Origin of the sequence: Rhodococcus sp. IEGM 1306, assembly GCF_036541985.1 — a bacterium.
GTDB lineage: Bacteria > Actinomycetota > Actinomycetes > Mycobacteriales > Mycobacteriaceae > Rhodococcus_F > Rhodococcus_F qingshengii.
In genome coordinates, this window is sequence record NZ_JAZHFF010000004.1 from 458784 (window position 1) to 477902 (window position 19119).

The following is a 19119-nucleotide window of genomic DNA, read 5'->3' on the forward strand; positions in this document are numbered from 1 at the left end:
GTGCACACGCCGGGCAGTTCGGGTGAGCCTTCGGCTCCGGCGAGGCAAGAGGTGAGCAGTTTGCACGGCTACGCGAACGGTGCGAAGACATTCGGGTTGTTGGTGGGGATGTCGGCGCTGATCGTCTTCATCGGCTCGCTGTTCAACAGCCCGTTCCTTCTGTGGGGATCCGTTCTGTTTGCCGTCGGCATGAATGCCTACGTCTACTTCAACAGCGACAAACTGGCGCTCCGATCGATGCGCGCGCAGCCCATCACCGAGGTCGAGGCACCGGCGATCTACCGGATCGTGCGCGAACTCGCCACGACAGCGCACCAACCGATGCCTCGGCTGTACATCAGTCCCACGAACGCCCCGAACGCGTTTGCCACCGGTCGTAGCCCTCGCCACGCCGCGGTATGCGTGACCAGCGGCATTATGCAGATTCTGAACGAACGCGAATTGCGGGCCGTGCTCGGGCACGAACTCTCCCACGTCTGCAACCGGGACATACTGATTTCGTCCGTTGCCGGCGCGATGGCCAGCGTCATCTCGGGTCTGGCCAACTTCGCTATGTACGCGAGCATCTTCGGTGGCCGAGGGAACGGGCAGGGAAGTAATCCGATCGCGCTGCTGCTCGTCTCCCTATTGGGACCGATCGCGGCAACCGTGGTCAAGCTGGCCGTCTCGCGCTCTCGCGAGTATCAGGCCGATCAATCGGGAGCCGAGCTCACCGGTGACCCGTTGGCGTTGGCGTCGGCGCTACGGAAGCTCGAGTCGGGCGTCGCGGCCGCGCCGTTGCCGCCCGAACCGAAGCTCGCCGCGCAGTCTCACCTGATGATTGCCAACCCCTTCAGAGCGGGGGACAAGGTGAGCAAGCTGTTCTCCACGCATCCGCCCATGGCGGACCGGATCGAGCGCTTGGAGAAGATGGCCGGGATGTAGGGCCTTCGGCCCCTGTGCGCGGTTAGGCAGTCGCAGGACTCCTTAACCGCGCACAGGGGCGCAGCCCCTACTACCGGTAGTTCACGAACTGCAGGGCGATCCCGAAGTCCTCACCCTTGAGCAGGGAGATGACGCCCTGGAGGTCGTCGCGCTTCTTGCTGCTCACACGAAGCTCTTCACCCTGGATCTGCGCCTTGACGCCCTTGGGGCCCTCGTCGCGGATCTTCTTGGTGATCTTCTTCGCGTTCTCGCTGCTGATGCCCTGGACCAAGGTTCCGGACAGCTTGTAGATCTTTCCGGACTGCGCCGGCTCGCCGGCATCGAATGCCTTCAGCGAGATGTCACGACGGATCAACTTCTCCTTGAACACGTCGAGGGCGGCTAGCAGTCGCTCCTCGGTGTCGGCGTTCAACGTGATCGTCTCTTCACCAGACCACTCGATCGACGCTCCCGTGTTTCGGAAGTCGAAACGCGTGGTCAACTCCTTGGCAGCCTGATGTAGGGCGTTGTCCACCTCTTGACGGTCAACCTTGCTCACCACGTCGAAGGACGAATCAGCCACTTCACACTCCCGCTTTCCGGTAGTTCACGAACATCGAGTTCCGCCCACCTTCCATACCGGTGGACACCTCGACGTTATCGGGTTGGCACCGCCCGTTACCACCCGGTTTGCAAAATGGGGGTGTGTTCGTTGTATTCTTCTCACCGCACCGAGGAAGCCGTTTTCGGCCGCCGCACGTCGCGATATACTTGCGAATGCGCCGGATCGAAGCCTGGTGCAAGCACGGCAGATTGCCCGAGCGGCCAATGGGAGCGGACTGTAAATCCGTCGGCTTATGCCTACGTAGGTTCGAATCCTACATCTGCCACCCCAAGTCAGCCCCGATTCTCTTCACGAGAGTCGGGGCTGACTTTTTTTGTGGGTGTTCCGAGGTCGGGCGTGACGCCGACGCCGACGCCGGCCGCGGCTCAGGGGCGCCGGGGGAGGGTTTCGGGGGAGTACAGGGTCAAGCGGGTTCCCGCAAAGCCCTCGCCAGCGGCCCCGATCGGTGCAACAATGGGCTCCGGCACCATTTTTGCCCCGATGACCAGCGGATTTGGTGCTGGCGCTCGTTCGTGTGTAATCTTTCGGAGGCTTCAAGAGAGCGGCAACGCACTCCTGAGCCACGCCCCCTTAGCTCAGTCGGTAGAGCGTTTCCATGGTAAGGAAAAGGTCAACGGTTCGATTCCGTTAGGGGGCTCGCTGGATTGTGGTGCCGTGCTTTCCGCGCGACACTCGACACCGAGGCGGTGTAGCTCAGTTGGTAGAGCAAACGACTCATAATCGTTGCGTCGCCGGTTCAAGTCCGGTCACCGCTACACAATATGCATGATCCACCCTGATTGCTCGTAATCAGATACACCCGAAAGAAGGCATCCCGTGGCCTCCTCGACCGACGTTCGGCCCAAGATCACCTTGGCCTGCGAGGTATGCAAGCACCGCAACTACATCACCAAGAAGAATCGGCGCAACGACCCCGATCGCCTGGAGCTCAAGAAGTTCTGCCCCAACTGCGGAACCCACCAGTCGCATCGCGAGTCGAAGTAGTAAGTCCTTAACAGGACGACGATTTTCGCGGAAGACCCTCTCTGGGCCTGCGTCTTCGGGTCCTAGCTAGAAGAGAGTCTCACCGCGTGACAGATTTGCAAGAGAACCAGGCAGCGGCCGAGGTCCCTACGGACCCGGCCGCTCATGCCGTCCAGATGGTCGGTCACCACTATCGTGTCGAAGACTTCTACGAGGTCGGACGCGAGAAGGTGCGCGAGTTCGCTCGCGCCGTCCAGGACGCTCATCCCGCGCACTACGACGAGTCGGCAGCCAAAGGCCTCGGATACGACGGCCTGATCGCTCCCATCACGTTCGTCGCCATCGTGGGTGCCATTGCTCAGCGACGTCTGTTCGAAGAGATCGTCACAGGCTACGACCTGAGTCAGATTCTTCAGACCGATCAGCGACTGGTGCTGCACAAGCCCATGCAGGTCGGTGACCGACTCTTCTGCGACGTTTTCCTGGATTCGTTCAGGCAGGCCGCAGGTAGCGACATCATCGTGACCAAGAACATCATCACCGATCAGAACGACGAAGCAGTTGTCACCACGTGGACGACGCTTGTTGCTCGTACGGGTGGGGAAGTGGACGAGAACATCGCCCACGCAGTCAAGGACGTGATGATGCATGTCGCTTCGTAAATTTTCCGACGTCACTGTCGGCGAACTTCTTCCCGAGAAGTCCGTCACCCTGACGCGTGGAAACCTCGCCAACTACGCGGGTGTTTCGGGAGATCCCAATCCGATTCACTTCAGTGACGAGGTCGCTCGACTTGCCGGCTTGCCGGACGTCGTCGCGCACGGCATGCTCTCCATGGGCATCGGTGCCGGCTACGTCACCGAATGGCTGGGAGATCCGGGCGCGGTGACCGAGTACAACGTACGGTTCACGAGCCCGGTGATCGTGGCAGCCGACAAGGCGGCCGAGATCGAGTTCACCGCCAAGGTGAAGTCGGTCGACGAAGAAAGCAAGACTGCAGTACTGGCAATCGTGGCCAAGTCCGAAGGTAAGAAAATCTTCGGTCGGGCCACCGCCACGGTCCGTCTAGCCTGATCGCAGGGCGGATTGTGTTTGTTCCGGGGCTTTGAAGTACACTGAGATTTCTGGGATTCCTCAGCGCTGCGCGCTGCCCTGAATGTTGCAAGACATTCACCTCGGGTAGCGCGTATGTTGTGTGATCGCAGAACGGTTGATTCAGGCAGGGTCCACCTGTCGAGGTCAACCAAAGGGGCGTAGCTCAACTGGCAGAGCAGCGGTCTCCAAAACCGCAGGTTGCAGGTTCAAGTCCTGTCGCCCCTGCCCCCGGATGCCAGCGACTGAGAGGAACGACGTGAGCGAGGAGCGCGCCAAGCGCGACGCCGACACTTCGGATGCGGAGACTTCAACGTCTGCCGATTCGACCGGTGTCGACGACACTGCAGCTGACGCGACTACGCGTTCCGATCTGTCGCTGGACAAGGACGGCGCCGAGAAGGCACCCTCCGCATCTAGTGGGGTTTCCAACAAGCCGACCGGCAAGCGCGCTGCACGCGGCGCCTCGGTCAGCGCGTCCACCGTGAAGACTCCGGCCCGGACGGCATCCCGGACATCTTCGGCCAAGCCGACTGCAACGAACCTAGGCAAGAAGCCCAAGGCGAAGAAAGACAACATCTTCAAGCGCCTGCGCAAGTTCTTCCGCGAGGTCATCGCAGAACTCCGTAAGGTCATCTGGCCGAACCGCAAGCAGATGATCACCTACACCAGCGTCGTGCTGACGTTCGTGGTCTTCATGGTCGCTTTCATCAGCGGCGTCGATATCGCTGTGATCAAGGGTGTCACCTGGCTGTTCGGCTGATCGCCGTAGCAGTCGGGCGTCTTTGCCTGCGAGCGCGACAAGACCCGACCCGGGTCCGAGTAACGAGAGGAAGCGAGTGCCCCAGTGAGCACCCCCGAGAACGACACGAATGAGGCTTTGGCCGAAGAGCGTGTTTCTGCCGAGGCGGCAGCCGAAGTAGACGTCGTGGTTGCCGAAGGCACCGATGTGGACGTTGCCGAAGGCACCGACGCAGACGCTGCAGCGACCGAGGACGTCATCTCCGACGATGCCGAGAACTCCGACGAGGCCGCTCCCGCCGCCGAGCTCGAGGTCGAGGATCCCGTTGCCGAACTCAAGGCTGCGCTTCGTCGCGCCCCGGGTGACTGGTACGTCATCCACTCGTACGCCGGTTACGAGAACAAGGTCAAGACCAACCTCGAGACTCGCGTTCAGAACCTCGACGTCGGTGACTACATCTTCCAGGTGGAAGTTCCCACCGAAGAGGTCACCGAGATCAAGAACGGCCAGCGCAAGCAGGTCAACCGCAAGGTTCTGCCCGGATACATCCTCGTTCGCATGGAGCTCAACGACGAGTCGTGGGGCGCCGTGCGCAACACGCCTGGCGTCACCGGTTTTGTCGGTGCCACGTCGCGTCCCTCGCCGCTGACCCTCAACGAGGTCGTCAAGTTCCTGCTCCCGCAGCAGGAGCAGAAGAAGCAGCAGGCTGCAGCGGCCGCCGTCGCAGCAGGCGAGGCACCGTCCGAGTCCTTCGGCAAGCCCCTCATCGAGGTCGACTTCGAGGTCGGCGAGTCGGTCACCGTCATGGACGGCCCGTTCGCAACCCTTCCGGCCAGCATCAGCGAGGTCAACGGCGAGCAGCAGAAGCTCAAGGTTCTCGTGTCGATCTTCGGTCGTGAAACCCCGGTTGAGCTCAACTTCAACCAGGTCGCGAAGATCTGACCACCCCAAAACTTGCAATTTGTTCGACGCAAGACACACACCCAAGCTAGAAACTAGGAACTAGAGATGCCCCCAAAGAAGAAGAAGCTCGCCGGGCTCATCAAGCTGCAGATCCAGGCAGGTCAGGCTAACCCTGCACCTCCCGTGGGTCCCGCGCTCGGTCAGCACGGCGTGAACATCATGGAGTTCTGCAAGGCCTACAACGCGGCGACTGAGTCCCAGCGCGGCAACGTTGTGCCGGTCGAGATCTCGGTCTACGAAGACCGGACCTTCGATTTCAAGCTGAAGACCCCTCCCGCCGCCAAGCTGCTCCTCAAGGCAGCCGGCGTCGCCAAGGGCTCCGGCGAACCGCACAAGACCAAGGTCGCCTCGGTGACCATGGATCAGGTGCGCGAAATCGCGAAGACCAAGGCTGAAGACCTCAATGCCAATGACATCGAGCAGGCCGCGAAGATCATCGCCGGCACCGCTCGTTCCATGGGCATCACGGTCCAGGGCTAGTAGTCCGCTCCACAGCATTACGTGGGAGGGCCGGCCAGGCCCCGACCACAACTGAACCATTCACCACTGCACAGGTAATTCGCTGCAGTGATAAGTAAGGACAGAACAAATGGCAAAGCGCAGCAAGGCGTACCTCGCCGCCGCTGAGAAGATCGACGCAGACAAGCTCTACAGCCCGCTTCAGGCTGCAAAGCTCGCCAAGGAGACGTCGTCCACCAAGATGGATGCAACCGTTGAGGTTGCAGTTCGTCTGGGCGTCGACCCCCGTAAGGCTGACCAGATGGTCCGCGGAACGGTCAACCTGCCCCACGGCACCGGTAAGACCGCTCGCGTCATCGTGTTCGCTGTTGGCGAGAAGGCAGCAGAAGCCGAGGCTGCAGGCGCTGACGTAGTCGGTGCAGAAGACCTGATCGAGCGCATCCAGGGTGGATGGGTCGATTTCGACGCCGCAATCGCGACTCCTGATCAGATGGCCAAGGTCGGCCGCATCGCCCGTGTCCTCGGACCGCGTGGCCTGATGCCGAACCCGAAGACGGGCACCGTCACGGCGGATGTCACCAAGGCTGTCAACGACATCAAGGGCGGAAAGATCAACTTCCGCGTCGACAAGCAGGCCAACCTGCACTTCGTAATCGGCAAGGCATCGTTCGACGATGAGAAGCTGGTGGAGAACTACGGCGCAGCCCTGGACGAGATCCTGCGTGCGAAGCCCTCGTCGGCCAAGGGACGCTACGTGAAGAAGATCACGGTCTCGACCACCACCGGTCCGGGCATCCCGGTGGATCCGAACCGTACTCGCAACCTCCTCGAGGATGCTGCAGACGCGTAAGCAGTCCGCATACGAACAAGAAGGCCGGCAGGGATCAACTCCCTGCCGGCCTTCTTGTCTGTTTCGGGAGGGAGTGATCCCTGCCGGTGGTATCGGTCCAACGGTGGCATCATCGGGGTATGCACGAAGCGTTCCAGTTCCTCGGAAACTTTTGGTGGCTGATCTTCGTTTTCGGCGGCACCATCGGTGGGGCGCTGAAAGGTGTCGCGGTTGCCAACGAAAAGCGGATCGAGCGCCGGCAAGAGCGCTTCCGGCTCAAGCAGCAGACCAAGGTCGCCATCGCGCAGGCCAATGCACAACATCACGCCGACGAAGAAACACAGCGCCGAGAGCTGGCGAAGGTAATCGAGCAGCACGATGCGGTCGACGCCCGATGGTTCTCATACGAGCTCGATCCGGTCACACTGCTCGACACCCCGATGATGACGGACATGCGTGAGTCTTTGACGGCCGATTTTCATCGAGCCAAATATCGTGCCGATCTGCTCCGTCCAGGCAATCCGGAGACGATGATCGGCAATCAGCAGGCACAAACCGAGTATCGCGAGGCGGTGCACGCGTACTCGATCGCCTTCGAGATCGCGGAAGCGGAGGCGAAGCGTCGCCGACGGAGCGGATTCACCCTCGACGAACAAGAGCGCCTGGTACGGGCGCAGCGTCTGCTGCGACTGGCCATGGACGAGGGCGCGACGCCACAGGAACGTCAGAGTGCGTATCGGAAGGCCCACAAGGAACTCGATGGGCTGCTGGTGTTGCCGGACCGAGCTCGGGCAGAGATCGAACACAAGATCGCCAGGGCTATAGGCGCGTGACGAACCCGATTTGGTTATGCAGCGAGCAGTCAGGTAGTCTTCGACGCGGAGTTCAGTGCTGGATATGAACTTCACCCCAAAATCATGTTCTACCCAAGACCGTTGGTGATTGCACTCAGTGATGAGTGTGGTTGAAAGTCCGGGAGTGCCCGGCGGCCCACGTAGGTGAACGAGGTAGGGGGATAGCTTGATGTAGTGGTTCTACAGTTTGCCTGGTTATGCACTGCTTTGCGTTGCATCGTTACGCTGATTCGTAAGCCTCTTCTTCATGTTTCCTCTGTACGCCCCGTGCGCTTGCGCCGGGGCGTTTTGCATGTCGCGGACTGTGTCTTCTCGGGTTCACCCCGATGAGGTGCAGCGGTTCCTGAGTGGGACAACGACTGTCACGAGAGGAGGCGAAGTATGGCAAAGCCTGAGAAGGTTTCCGCAGTTGCGGAAATCACCGAGCAGTTCAAGGGTTCGACCGCCGCTGTGGTCACGGAATACCGTGGCCTTTCGGTTGGCAACATCACGACACTGCGACGCGCTCTCGGAGAAGGTGCCACCTACTCCGTCGCCAAGAACACCCTGGTCAAGCGTGCCGCCGCAGAGGCTGGCATCGAGGGCCTTGATGACCTGTTCGTTGGTCCGACCGCCATTGCATTCATCAAGGGCGAACCGGTCGACGCTGCGAAGGCTCTGAAGAACTTCGCTAAGGACAACAAGGCGCTCATCATCAAGGGCGGCTACATGGACGGCGCTGCGCTGTCCGTGGAAGAGGTCAACAAGATCGCGGATCTCGAATCCCGCGAGATCCTGTTGGCAAAGCTTGCCGGCGCGATGAAGGGCAACTTGGCAAAGGCCGCAGGCCTGTTCAATGCTCCCGCTTCGCAGATGGCCCGTTTGGCCGCTGCCCTGCAGGAGAAGAAGGCTGCAGAAGGCGGAGCCGCAGAGGCCCCCGCAGAGGCTGCCACCGAGGCTCCGGCCGAGGCCGAAGCCGAAAGCTGATCCGCACCCGCGCATCACTGCTATAACCCCGCCCGGTCGCGGATCAGCGACATGGGACTTACAGGAAGGACCGCCACAATGGCGAAGCTCAGCACCGAAGAGTTGTTGGACCAGTTCAAGGAGCTCACCCTCCTCGAGCTCTCGGAGTTCGTTAAGGCATTCGAGGAGACCTTCGAGGTCACCGCTGCTGCTCCCGTCGCCGTCGCCGCTGCAGGCGCACCGGCTGCCGGCGCAGAAGCTGCTGAAGAGCAGGACGAGTTCGACGTCGTCCTCGAGTCGGCTGGCGACAAGAAGATCCAGGTCATCAAGGTCGTCCGTGAGGTCGTTTCCGGCCTCGGCCTGAAGGAAGCCAAGGACCTCGTCGAGAGCGCTCCGAAGGCCATCCTCGAGAAGGTTGCCAAGGACGCCGCAGAGGCTGCCAAGGAAAAGCTCGAAGCTGCCGGCGCAAAGATCGTCATCAAGTAAGACGGTTTTCCCGCTGCTCTTCGCGAGTAGTAACGAAGAGGGCCACTCCCCACGGGGAGTGGCCCTCTTTTTTTGAACTTTTTTCGTGGGTGATATGTCGGAATCCATGCAGGTGGGAGGGGTGTCCGAACTAGGCTGTGACCTGAATTATGCTTCTTCCCTACTCGTTAGTAGTATTCGTAGTCACGGGTACCACTCCCATGCGATAGAGTGACCCAACCCACACGGGTGCATGCATGCAACGGACGTCGCGGAGGTAATGGTGGGAGTCGAGGTAGCGGTACAAGGACTGACAAAGTCTTTCGGGTCGCAGAGGATTTGGCAGGACGTGTCGTTGACACTTCCCGCGGGTGAGGTCAGCGCACTGCTCGGGCCTTCGGGTACCGGTAAGTCGGTGTTCCTGAAGTCCCTGATCGGACTGCTCCGCCCTGAACAAGGCTCCATCGTCATCGACGGCACGGACATCCTGCAGTGCTCCTCCAAGGAGCTCTACGAGATCCGCAAGCTGTTCGGCGTTCTCTTCCAGGACGGCGCGCTGTTCGGCTCGATGAACTTGTACGACAACATCGCCTTCCCCCTTCGTGAGCACACCAAGAAGTCGGAATCCGATATCCGCAAGATCGTGATGGAGAAGTTGGACCTCACGGGTCTGGTCGGCGCCGAGGACAAGCTTCCCGGTGAGATCTCCGGCGGTATGCGCAAGCGTGCCGGTCTGGCGCGTGCACTCGTGCTCGATCCCGAGATCATCCTCGTCGACGAGCCTGACTCCGGTCTGGACCCGGTGCGTACGACGTACATCAGCCAGACGCTGATCGACATCAACGCCCAGTCCGACGCGACGATTCTGATCGTCTCGCACAACATCAACCTCGCACGTACGGTGCCGGACAACATCGGCATGCTCTTCCGTCGTCAGTTGGTGATGTTCGGTCCTCGCGAGGTGCTGCTCACCTCGGACGAGCCCGTCGTCAAGCAGTTCCTGAACGGAACGATGATCGGTCCGATCGGTATGTCGGAGGAGAAGGACGAGGCTCAGATGGCGCACGAGCAGGCGCTCGTCGACGCCGGTCACCACGCTGGTGGTGTCGACGACGTCGAGGGCATCGTGCCGCAGATGAAGGCCACCCCCGGAAACCCCGAGCGTCAGGCTGTTCGTCGTCGCCAGGAGCGCGTCCGCCAGATCATGCACACCCTCCCAGCTAACGCTCAGGCGGCAATTCAGGACAGCCTGGACGAGGTTGACGGAACTGGGCAGTACGATCCCCAGTACGCCGAAGCGAGCGGCTATCAGGGGGAGTGGAACGACAACTCGCAAGACACGCAGGTCATTCCTGCATACGAGGGCGATCCCTACGGAAACACGACACACGGGCAAGGGTAGGCATATCGGATGGGGGTTACCCGCAACTCGGTTCTGAGTCCGGTCAACGGAGCATTAACTCAGGCCGGAAACATCGTCGAACTGTTCGTCGACGTCGTCAGGAATACGTTCCGGCGTCCGTTTCAGTTCCGTGAGTTCATCGAGCAGGCCTGGTTCATCGCCAGCGTGACAATTTTGCCGACGGCATTGGTAGCCATCCCTTTCGGCGCCGTCGTCTCACTGCAGACCGGTTCGCTGATCAAGCAGTTGGGTGCAGAATCGTTCACCGGCGCTGCCAGCGTCCTGGCGGTGATCCAGCAGGGTAGCCCTCTGGTGACAGCGTTGCTGGTCGCCGGTGCGGCCGGATCGGCCGTGACGGCCGACCTCGGTTCGCGAACCATTCGCGAAGAGATCGACGCGATGGAAGTCCTCGGAATCAATCCGATTCAGCGCCTGGTGGTTCCGCGTGTACTCGCGATGGTGCTGATCGCCGTGCTGCTCAACGGACTGGTGTCCGTGGTCGGTATCGCGGGTGGTTACTTCTTCAACGTGATCCTGCAGGGCGGTAACCCCGGTGCCTACATCTCCTCGTTCTCAGCTTTTGCGCAGCTACCGGACATTTGGAGCGGTGAGATCAAAGCCGCGGTGTTCGGTGTCATCGCTGGTGTGATCTCCGCGTACAAGGGACTCCACCCGTCCGGTGGCCCGAAGGGCGTCGGTGAGGCGGTGAACCAGGCCGTCGTCATCACGTTCCTGCTGTTGTTCTTCGCCAATCTGATTCTGACGATGGTGTACCTCCAGATCGTGCCGGCGAAGGGATCTTGACCTAAATGACCATCGCACGAGGCCGCGGCGATCAGTTCCTGCTGAAGAGCCGCAAAGTTGCCAGAATTCCAGTGAACGCGTTGGACCGCGCAGGCGAGCAGATGTCGTTCTACGCGCGCGCCATCGCGTGGACTCCGCGCACCCTGCACCGGTATCGGAAGGAGACGCTTCGGCTACTCGCCGAAGTGACGTTCGGTAGCGGTGCGCTCGCAGTCATCGGCGGAACGATCGGCGTCATCGCGATGATGTCGGGATTCACCGGTGTCGTCGTCGGTCTGCAGGGCTTCGCAGCTCTCGAGCAGTTGGGAAGCTCGGTTCTGACCGGCTTCCTCTCCGCCTACGTCAACACCCGTGAGATCGCTCCGATCGTTGCGGCCCTTGCGCTCTCGGCCACGGTCGGTTGTGGTTTCACCGCGCAACTCGGTGCCATGCGAATCTCCGAAGAGATCGACGCACTGGAGGTCATGGCAGTTCCGTCGGTGCCGTTCCTGGTCACGACGCGCATGATCGCCGGCTTCGTCGCCGTCATCCCGCTGTACATCGTGGGTCTACTCGCGGCGTACCTCGCCTCGAGAGTGATCAGTACGGTGTTCAACGGGCAGTCGACTGGCTCGTACGACCACTACTTCAATCTGTTCCTGCCACCGCAGGACGTGCTGTATTCGTTCGCGAAAGTCCTGGTCTTCGCCTTCGTGCTGATCCTGATCCACTGCTACTACGGTTTCCACGCCTCTGGTGGTCCCGCAGGCGTGGGTGTGGCCGTCGGCCGCGCTGTTCGCGCCGCAATCGTGACGATCGCCGTTCTCGACTTCTTCCTCAGCCTTGCTATCTGGGGAACCACGACGACTGTGAGGGTGGCCGGATGATCGAGGCTCCGTCAGTCCTGCGCCGCCGTGTGCTCGGACTCGTGTTCTTCGTGGTGTTGGCCTTGTTCCTGGCCTTCACCATCGGGACCTTCAACAAGACGTTCAAGGACGTCGTGAAGATCGACCTCGTGACCGATACCGTCGGAAATGCCTTGCCACCCAACGCTGACGTCAAGGTTCGTGGGCTGCTTGTGGGCGAGGTGCGGTCCGCGTCGACGAAAGACGGCCAGGTCACGTCGGTCCTCGCGATCGAGCCGGACAAGGCCGATCTGATTCCGTCCAATGTCACGGCGCGTCTGCTTCCGAAGACGCTATTCGGTGAGCGATACGTCTCCTTGATCATTCCGGAGGGAACCACCGCGACCCCGATTTCCGCGGGAACGGTGATCCACCAGGACAAGAGCGGCAATGCTGTCGAGGTCGGCGACGTTCTGGACGGGCTGCTCCCACTTCTGCAGGCCATTCCGCCGCAGGATCTGGCGAACACTCTCGGTTCTCTCGCGCAGGGTCTGACGGGGCGCGGCGCTGAGCTCGGTCTGACGGTCGATCGTCTCGAGGAGATCTTCCGCGGCGTCAACACCGAGCTGCCCGCGGTGCAAGAGGATCTGCGCAAGTTCGCGGACTTCTCCCAGACGTACTCGGACGCAGCGCCCGATCTGATCAACGCTCTCGACAATCTGCGGACCACGGGTAACACGGTGGTGCAGAAGCAGGACCAGTTGCGGACACTGCTGGCGTCGCTCACCGTGACATCGTCGGACACCGCAGCCTTCCTCGAAGCGAACTCGTCCTCGATCATCACGCTCGCTGCGGATTCGAAGGAAGCTCTCCAGCTTCTGGCTCAGTACTCACCGACCTTCGGGTGCACGTTCAAGGGCTTCTCGGACACCGCTCCGGAAGCTGCCAAGATCCTGTCCACCGACGCGCCCAATCCTGGTGTGCGTGCGAGTTTTCAGATCGTGAACCCCAAGGGTCGCTACCTGCCCAACCAGGACGAGCCACGACTCGTCGACAACCGCGGCCCGGTTTGCTACGACAACGTCACCGAGCCCGGTCGTCCGTTCCCGCAGTACCCCGGCGGTTCGTACGGTGACGGTTCCTACCAGGTTCCTTCCCGCAATCCAGGTCCCGCCACCATGGAATTCCTGCCTGCACCCGAGGGCTCCGGACCTCAGTTGTTCTCGACCAACAACAGCGGTCCTGCTCAGCAGGCCGGCTACGCGGGCTCGAAACTCGAAGAGGATACGTTGAAGGTGATCTACGGACAGGCCAACGGTGTTGCGCCGGACGATGTTCCGGCGTGGACCACGATGGTCAGCGCTCCGGCATTCGCAGGTGCGGAGGTGAGCGTCCAATGAGAGGACTCGCAGCTCCGCTGACAAAGCTCATCATCTTCGTGGTGGTGACGGTCCTGGCGACAGGACTGCTGGCAGCCAGCATCGCCAACCTCGGCGGTGGTGGCGGTACCAAGTTCAACGCCGTCTTCTCCGACGTCACGTCGTTGAACGAGGGCGACGAGGTCCGCATTGCCGGTGTTCGTGTCGGCCAGGTCGAGAAGATCGCCATCGTCAACGACAACCAGGCCGAGGTTCAGTTCTCGGTATCCGACCGTGATTGGTTGCCGGCCAGTTCCATTGCCACCATCCGGTTCCGCAACCTGGTCGGGCAGCGATACATCTCGCTCTCGCAAGGTGAAGGCAGCCAGGGCAAGAAGATCACCGGCGGCGATACCCTGCCGCTGTCCCAGACGCGCCCGGCAGTCAATCTCACGACGCTCTTCAACGGCTTCAAGCCGCTGTTCACCACCCTGAGCGCGGACGACGTCAACAAGCTGTCGTACCAGATCATCCAGGTCTTCCAAGGCGAATCGGGCACCATCAGCGAGCTCGTGCGCAACACCGCGAGCCTGACCAACACCGTCGCGGACAAGGACGCCGTCATCGGGGCGGTGATCAAGAACCTCAACGACGTTCTCGACACCGTCAACGCGAACGACAAGAACCTCGATTCACTGATCGTCAACACCCAGCAACTCGTCACCGGGTTGGCCAACGAGCGTGGCGTGGTCGGTTCGGCCGTCACCTCACTTGCGGGCCTGACCGACGCGACGGCCGACCTGCTCGAGCCGACAAGGCCGTCCATTCAGGGTTCGATCACGGCTCTCAACACGTTGGCGACCACACTCAACCGTCGGAGTGACGACGTGAACGCGGTGCTCGAAACCTTGCCGGTCAAGCTCGAGAAGCTTGCTCGCGTAGCGAGTTACGGTTCCTGGTTCCAGTTCTACCTGTGCGGAATCGACATCGTTGCCGGTCCAGGACAGTCTGCGTCGCTGAATCTGCCCACCGGCCTGCCGACGGTCAATCAGCCGATTTACACCAACGCGGCCACGCGATGCACTCAAGACGGTATGAGGGAGTTGCAAGGTCGATGAGCAAACGTCGCAGTCCGGCCATGGCCGGAGCCATCGGTATCTTCGTGGTGCTGTTGGCCACTTTGTCCGCGTTCTTCCTCGATTCGCTTCCGTTCGTGGGAGCAGGCTCGTCCTACTCGGCCGAGTTCTCCGAAGCTGCGGGACTCAAACCTGGTAACGAGGTTCGTATCGCCGGCGTGAAGGTCGGCAAGGTCACTTCCGTAGATCTCGACGGTGACCGTGTTCTCGTCGACTTCAAGGTCAGCGACGCGTGGGTGGGAGATCAAACCTCTGCGTCCATTCAGATCAAGACGATTCTGGGACAGAAGTACCTCGCACTCGATCCGCGTGGAACCGACAACCTCGATCCAAAGGACCGGATTCCGCTCGAGCGCACCACGTCTCCGTACGACGTCGTTCAGGCCTTCTCGGCCGCAGCGGACACGGTCGGCGACATCGACACCGACCAGTTGGCGAAGAGCATGGAGACGTTGTCCCAGGCATTCTCCGAGACACCTGGCGATGTCCGCGCGTCGCTCGACGGTGTCAGTCGGCTGTCGCAGACGATCGCGAGTCGCGATCAGGACCTGCAGAAGCTCTTCGCCGCCACCGGGAAGACGTCGCAGATTCTTGCTGACCGCAACAAGGAATTCACCCAGCTGATCCGGGACGGCGGACTGCTGGTGCAGGAGCTCAACAATCGCCAGCAGGCGATTTCGCAGCTGCTCACCGGAACTCAGCGCGTCTCTCAGCAGCTCACCGGTCTCGTTCGTGACAACGAGGCGGCAATCGGGCCGGCGCTGACGCAGCTCAACGGCGTCATCGACATCCTGAAGGCCAACAACGAGAACTTGGACAAGGCACTGAAGCTCTACGAACCCTTCATTCGCTTGTACGCCAACGTGGTCGGCAACGGCCGTTGGTTCGACCAGGTCGTCGTGAACCTCCTTCCGCCGGGTCTGCCGGATATTCCGGGCTACCGTGACCCCGTTCGTACGTTGGGAGGCAACTGATGGCTGATACCGCCGAAGCCGGAAGCGGCTCCAAGAAGCGCTCGATCGCGATCATCGCTGCTGTTCTGATCGGATTACTCGTGATCGGTGGTGCGCTGTGGTGGGTGTTCACTCGCGCCGGTACCACCAAGATCACCGCCTACTTCGACAAGTCGGTGGGTATCTACGACGGGTCCGACGTTCGTGTTCTCGGAGTGAAGGTCGGCACCGTCGAGTCGGTCGAACCTCAGGGAGACCAGGTCAAGGTCGAGTTGCGTGTCGATCGTGGGATCGACATCCCCGCCGGTGCCAGCGCCGCTCAGATCACGCCGTCGGTGGTTGCCGACCGCTACATCCAGCTGACCCCGGTCTTCACCGGTGGCGACAAGATGGCCAGCGGTGCAGTAATTCCGATCGAGAAGACGGCGACGCCCGTCGAGGTCGACCAGTTGTACTCCAGCATCGACGAACTCGCGTCGGCGCTCGGTCCCGAGGGTGCCAACAAGAACGGCGCGCTGTCCGATTTCGTCGAGACCGGTGCGGCCAACCTCGAGGGCAACGGCGAAGCGTTGGGGGACAGCATCACCAACCTCTCGGATGCTGCTCGGACGCTGAACGATTCGCGTGACAACATCTCGCTGACCATCAAGAACCTGGATACTTTCGTGGGCGCACTCGCGGCCAACGATCAGCAGGTGCGTCAGTTCAACACTCAGCTGTCGGATCTGACCGGGTTCTTGGCGGGTGAACGCGACGACCTCGGCGCCGCCCTGAATCAGCTGTCGATTGCTCTCGGCGACGTCGGGAAGTTCGTGGCCGACAACCGTGATCAATTGGTCCAGACAACCGAGGGACTCGTCGAACCGACACAGACACTGGCGAACAACAAGGAAGCGCTGGCCAACACGCTCACCATGCTTCCGCTGGCGATCTCCAACCTCGTCAACTCCTACGACGCCGAATCAGGTGTGCTGGCTTCACGTCTGGCGTTCCCCGATCTGCAGAACCCGGCCGGGGTGCTCTGCAAGTTGATGGACCTCGGCAAGCTGTTGCCCGGTGATCCGCGATTCGAGGCGCTGGGACGGCAGATGCAACCGGCCATCGACCAGTGTGCAAATGTCGCCGCGATGACCGATGCAGCGAATCAGGCCGCAGGACTGAATCTTCCCTTCGGCATCCTCGCCGGATCCGAGCGTCAGATGCAGGTAGTTCCGGGCACTGTGCCTGGCGTCGTGTCACCGCGACTCAACAGTGGAAACGGGGAGGGCGAGTGAAGCGTTCATTGATAGTCGGCGCCGGACTGTGCGCCGTCCTGATCTCGGCAACCGCCTGCTCGTCCGAGGGCATCTACGCGGTCCCGCTTCCCGGCGGTCCCGATGTGGGTTCCGATCCGATGCACTTGACCATTCAGTTCGACGACGTGCTCGACTTGGTTCCGCAGTCTGCTGTGAAGGTCGACGGTGTTCCCGTCGGGCGCGTCGACGACGTGTCGGTCGGACCGGACGGATGGACCGCGGACGTCGGTATCATCCTCGACTCGTCGGTTGATCTACCCGCCAACGCAATTGCCGCGGTCGAGCAGACCAACCTGCTCGGCGAGAAGTTCATCCAGTTGTCGGCCCCGCCGTCCGGACCGGACTCTGCGAAGCTGGCCGACGGAGACCTGATTCCGTTGGATCGCACTCGCCACGCCACGGAGATCGAGCAGGTTCTCGGCGCATTGTCGCTGCTGCTCAACGGCGGCGGTGTGGGCCAGCTGCAACCCATCGTCGAAGAACTCGGTGCCGCGTTCGACGGTCGCGAAGGCAAGACGAGAAGCCTTCTGGAGCAGGCGAACACACTCATCGGTGGACTCAACGAGCAGCGTGACGACATCACACGCGCGCTCGACGGCCTGGATGTGCTCTCGACCCGCGTCAACGATCAGAACGAGAAGATCGGGAAGATTCTCGAGGAACTCCCCGTTGCGACACAGGTTCTCAACGAGCAGCGTCCGCAGTTGACTCAGATGCTCGCTCAGGTGGATCGACTCGGAACAGTGGGAACCGACGTCCTCACACAGTCCAAGGACGATCTGATCGCCGATCTTCAGGCTCTGCGTCCGACGCTGCAGGCGCTCGCAGACTCCGGTGACGACTTCGTCGGGGCACTTCCGTTCCTGCCGACGTTCCCGTTCCCGGACGGTGTCGAGAAGATTGCACAGGGTGGTTCCGTGAACCTCTTCCTGAGTGTCGACCTGCAGATCGGCAATACTCTCTCGGGTCTCGGTGTCGGACAAGGCGAACCGGAATACCGTCAGCCGAAGTTCGGCAATCCCAAGCCGGTAGTCGATCCGTCGAACCCGTACTACAACGGAAACGGCCCGCGTCCGGGTTGGCCGACGGTGTCACTGCTGCCGATCGCTCCGATCCTGCCGCAGGTTCCCGTTGTCGCCGGTCTTCCCGCCACAACAGCGGGTGATCCGGCAACGCCGGCGCCCGCGGCGAACCCACTCAACCCCATCCAGGGAATGCTGGAACAGTTCGGAATCGGCGGTGATGGACAGTGAGATCAGCTCTGGTCAGATGGCAGCTCGTCGGCTTTGTCGTGGTAGCGCTCCTGGGTCTCATCTACGTCGGCGCCAAGTACGTGCGCCTGGACAACCTCATGGGGTTCGGGCAGTACACGGTCAAGACCGAATTGGCCACGTCCGGTGGAATTTTCACCAACGCCGAAGTGACGTATCGCGGCGTGCCGGTCGGGCGAGTGGGCGACATGTCGTTGACCGAGGACGGAATTCAGGTCGACCTGAAAATCGACAACAGTGCTCCGGAGATTCCTGCGTCGGCCCGTGCCGTCGTGGCTAACCGCTCCGCCATCGGTGAGCAGTATGTCGACCTCCAGCCCGATACCGATCAGGGACCGTTCCTCGAGGACGGCTCGGTGATCGCGGTGGGGGACACCACAACTCCGATCCCGATCGAGGATGTGCTGACCAGTGCCAACGGCTTGGTCAAGTCCGTGCCGGTCGACGCACTCCACACCGTCGCCGTCGAACTCGGTGCAGCGTTCAACGGCAAGGGCGAGGACATTCAGGTCCTGGCCGATTCGTTGTCCGGTCTCTCGCAGTCCGGGCTCGACACTCTGCCTCAGACGCTCGCGCTGATTCGGAACAGTGAGACGGTACTGACGACGCAGTCGGATCAGTCCTCCGCGATCAAGCAGTTCAGCACCGATCTCGATGCCGTGACGGCGCAGTTGCGGACCAGCGATCCGGATATCCGACGCTTGATCGACAACGGCATCCCGGCGAGCGATCAGATCGGCGCCCTGATCAACGAGGGTGGTCCGAGCCTGACGACCGACCTGACAAACCTGGCGGCCACCACCAAAACGCTTGCACCGCGAACGATCGCGTTGCAGCCGTTCCTGATCTTCCTTCCCGGCCTCGCCGCTGCCGCACCGACGGTTGCTCCCGGCGACGGAACGGTCCATCAGGGCTTGGTGCTGGAGACCAACAATCCGCTCTCGTGCACGGTTGGTTACGAAGGCACCATGGCAATCCTGGACGAGATGAAGCGTCAGAACCCCAATTTCGACGACACGCAGCAGGATTTCCCACTCAACACCGCGGCGTCGTGTGAGACGCCGCTGGGCAGCGAGACGGGCGTCCGCAGTGCCAACCGCGTGGTGTACGCCGATCCCGACACGATCCAGCCTTGGGACTTCAAGCCGAAGGTCGATCCGGACAAGTTGAACCTCAACCCGATCGCGACGCAGTTGGCGCCGTTGCTCGGAGTGACACCGAAGTAGACCGATCCGA

21 protein-coding genes and 4 tRNA genes are annotated in these 19119 nt (G+C 61.4%); 24 read left to right on the forward strand and 1 reads right to left on the reverse strand.

Annotated elements, in window-relative coordinates; genetic code table 11:
- The first annotated feature begins 60 nt into the window (after positions 1-60).
- Positions 61-924: a zinc metalloprotease HtpX gene (gene htpX / locus V3587_RS14720; protein ID WP_283376877.1), complete on the forward strand. Its 864-nt coding sequence runs from the start codon at positions 61-63 to the stop codon at positions 922-924.
- Positions 925-994: 70 nt separating this feature from the next.
- Here htpX and V3587_RS14725 read toward each other — a convergent pair whose 3' ends face one another.
- Positions 995-1486, reverse strand: coding sequence for a YajQ family cyclic di-GMP-binding protein (locus V3587_RS14725; protein ID WP_003941854.1), 492 nt, complete (start codon positions 1484-1486; stop codon positions 995-997).
- A gap of 224 nt (positions 1487-1710) precedes the next feature.
- Between V3587_RS14725 and V3587_RS14730 the strand changes: the two genes are divergently transcribed.
- From V3587_RS14730 to V3587_RS14840, 23 genes are all read left to right on the forward strand, one after another.
- A tRNA-Tyr gene (locus V3587_RS14730) sits at positions 1711-1793 on the forward strand.
- 299 nt (positions 1794-2092) lie between these two features.
- A tRNA-Thr gene (locus V3587_RS14735) sits at positions 2093-2165 on the forward strand.
- Between the two features lie 45 nt (positions 2166-2210).
- Positions 2211-2283, forward strand: a tRNA-Met gene (locus tag V3587_RS14740).
- Between the two features lie 61 nt (positions 2284-2344).
- Positions 2345-2512: a 50S ribosomal protein L33 gene (rpmG, locus tag V3587_RS14745; RefSeq protein ID WP_003941903.1), complete on the forward strand. Its 168-nt coding sequence runs from the start codon at positions 2345-2347 to the stop codon at positions 2510-2512.
- An 86-nt stretch (positions 2513-2598) separates the two neighbouring features.
- Complete coding sequence (gene hadA, locus V3587_RS14750) at positions 2599-3153, forward strand: (3R)-hydroxyacyl-ACP dehydratase subunit HadA (protein WP_019744315.1); 555 nt, start codon at positions 2599-2601, stop codon at positions 3151-3153.
- Entirely contained in the window at positions 3140-3565 is a 426-nt protein-coding gene (gene hadB, locus V3587_RS14755) for a (3R)-hydroxyacyl-ACP dehydratase subunit HadB (protein WP_095970338.1), read from the forward strand. The genes hadA and hadB overlap by 14 nt, the downstream gene beginning before the upstream one ends.
- 173 nt (positions 3566-3738) lie before the next feature.
- A tRNA-Trp gene (locus V3587_RS14760) sits at positions 3739-3811 on the forward strand.
- A 31-nt stretch (positions 3812-3842) separates the two neighbouring features.
- Entirely contained in the window at positions 3843-4346 is a 504-nt protein-coding gene (gene secE, locus V3587_RS14765; protein ID WP_283376725.1) for a preprotein translocase subunit SecE, read from the forward strand.
- Between the two features lie 84 nt (positions 4347-4430).
- Positions 4431-5267, forward strand: coding sequence for a transcription termination/antitermination protein NusG (gene nusG / locus V3587_RS14770; RefSeq protein ID WP_095970336.1), 837 nt, complete (start codon positions 4431-4433; stop codon positions 5265-5267).
- A 66-nt stretch (positions 5268-5333) separates the two neighbouring features.
- Positions 5334-5768, forward strand: a complete 435-nt coding sequence (rplK, locus tag V3587_RS14775) for a 50S ribosomal protein L11 (protein WP_003941896.1) — start codon at positions 5334-5336, stop codon at positions 5766-5768.
- Between the two features lie 109 nt (positions 5769-5877).
- Positions 5878-6597 (forward strand): 50S ribosomal protein L1, encoded by a 720-nt coding sequence (gene rplA, locus V3587_RS14780; RefSeq protein WP_003941982.1) that lies wholly within the window; start codon positions 5878-5880, stop codon positions 6595-6597.
- 119 nt (positions 6598-6716) lie between these two features.
- Positions 6717-7409 (forward strand): hypothetical protein, encoded by a 693-nt coding sequence (locus V3587_RS14785; protein ID WP_283376724.1) that lies wholly within the window; start codon positions 6717-6719, stop codon positions 7407-7409.
- Positions 7410-7811: 402 nt separating this feature from the next.
- On the forward strand, positions 7812-8396 hold the full coding sequence (rplJ, locus tag V3587_RS14790) for a 50S ribosomal protein L10 (RefSeq protein ID WP_003942074.1): 585 nt from the start codon (positions 7812-7814) through the stop codon (positions 8394-8396).
- 78 nt (positions 8397-8474) lie between these two features.
- Positions 8475-8861: a 50S ribosomal protein L7/L12 gene (gene rplL / locus V3587_RS14795; protein ID WP_003941857.1), complete on the forward strand. Its 387-nt coding sequence runs from the start codon at positions 8475-8477 to the stop codon at positions 8859-8861.
- 259 nt (positions 8862-9120) lie between these two features.
- Positions 9121-10242 carry an ABC transporter ATP-binding protein gene (locus tag V3587_RS14800; RefSeq protein WP_007728450.1) on the forward strand — a complete coding sequence of 374 codons (1122 nt, stop codon included), beginning with the start codon at positions 9121-9123 and terminating at the stop codon, positions 10240-10242.
- Between the two features lie 9 nt (positions 10243-10251).
- Complete coding sequence (locus V3587_RS14805; RefSeq protein WP_003942038.1) at positions 10252-11046, forward strand: MlaE family ABC transporter permease; 795 nt, start codon at positions 10252-10254, stop codon at positions 11044-11046.
- Between the two features lie 5 nt (positions 11047-11051).
- Positions 11052-11912 carry an MlaE family ABC transporter permease gene (locus tag V3587_RS14810; RefSeq protein WP_003941894.1) on the forward strand — a complete coding sequence of 287 codons (861 nt, stop codon included), beginning with the start codon at positions 11052-11054 and terminating at the stop codon, positions 11910-11912.
- Entirely contained in the window at positions 11909-13270 is a 1362-nt protein-coding gene (locus tag V3587_RS14815) for an MCE family protein (RefSeq protein WP_283376723.1), read from the forward strand. Before V3587_RS14810 ends, V3587_RS14815 begins: the two co-directional genes overlap by 4 nt.
- Positions 13267-14346 (forward strand): MCE family protein, encoded by a 1080-nt coding sequence (locus V3587_RS14820; protein WP_003941932.1) that lies wholly within the window; start codon positions 13267-13269, stop codon positions 14344-14346. Before V3587_RS14815 ends, V3587_RS14820 begins: the two co-directional genes overlap by 4 nt.
- Complete coding sequence (locus V3587_RS14825) at positions 14343-15338, forward strand: MCE family protein (protein ID WP_003942053.1); 996 nt, start codon at positions 14343-14345, stop codon at positions 15336-15338. The genes V3587_RS14820 and V3587_RS14825 overlap by 4 nt, the downstream gene beginning before the upstream one ends.
- Positions 15338-16591: an MCE family protein gene (locus V3587_RS14830; protein ID WP_283376722.1), complete on the forward strand. Its 1254-nt coding sequence runs from the start codon at positions 15338-15340 to the stop codon at positions 16589-16591. Before V3587_RS14825 ends, V3587_RS14830 begins: the two co-directional genes overlap by 1 nt.
- Positions 16588-17865 carry an MCE family protein gene (locus V3587_RS14835; RefSeq protein WP_003941859.1) on the forward strand — a complete coding sequence of 426 codons (1278 nt, stop codon included), beginning with the start codon at positions 16588-16590 and terminating at the stop codon, positions 17863-17865. Before V3587_RS14830 ends, V3587_RS14835 begins: the two co-directional genes overlap by 4 nt.
- A complete protein-coding gene (locus tag V3587_RS14840; protein WP_124568225.1) occupies positions 17862-19109 on the forward strand; it encodes an MCE family protein in 1248 nt (415 codons plus the stop codon). The genes V3587_RS14835 and V3587_RS14840 overlap by 4 nt, the downstream gene beginning before the upstream one ends.
- Positions 19110-19119 lie beyond the last annotated feature (10 nt).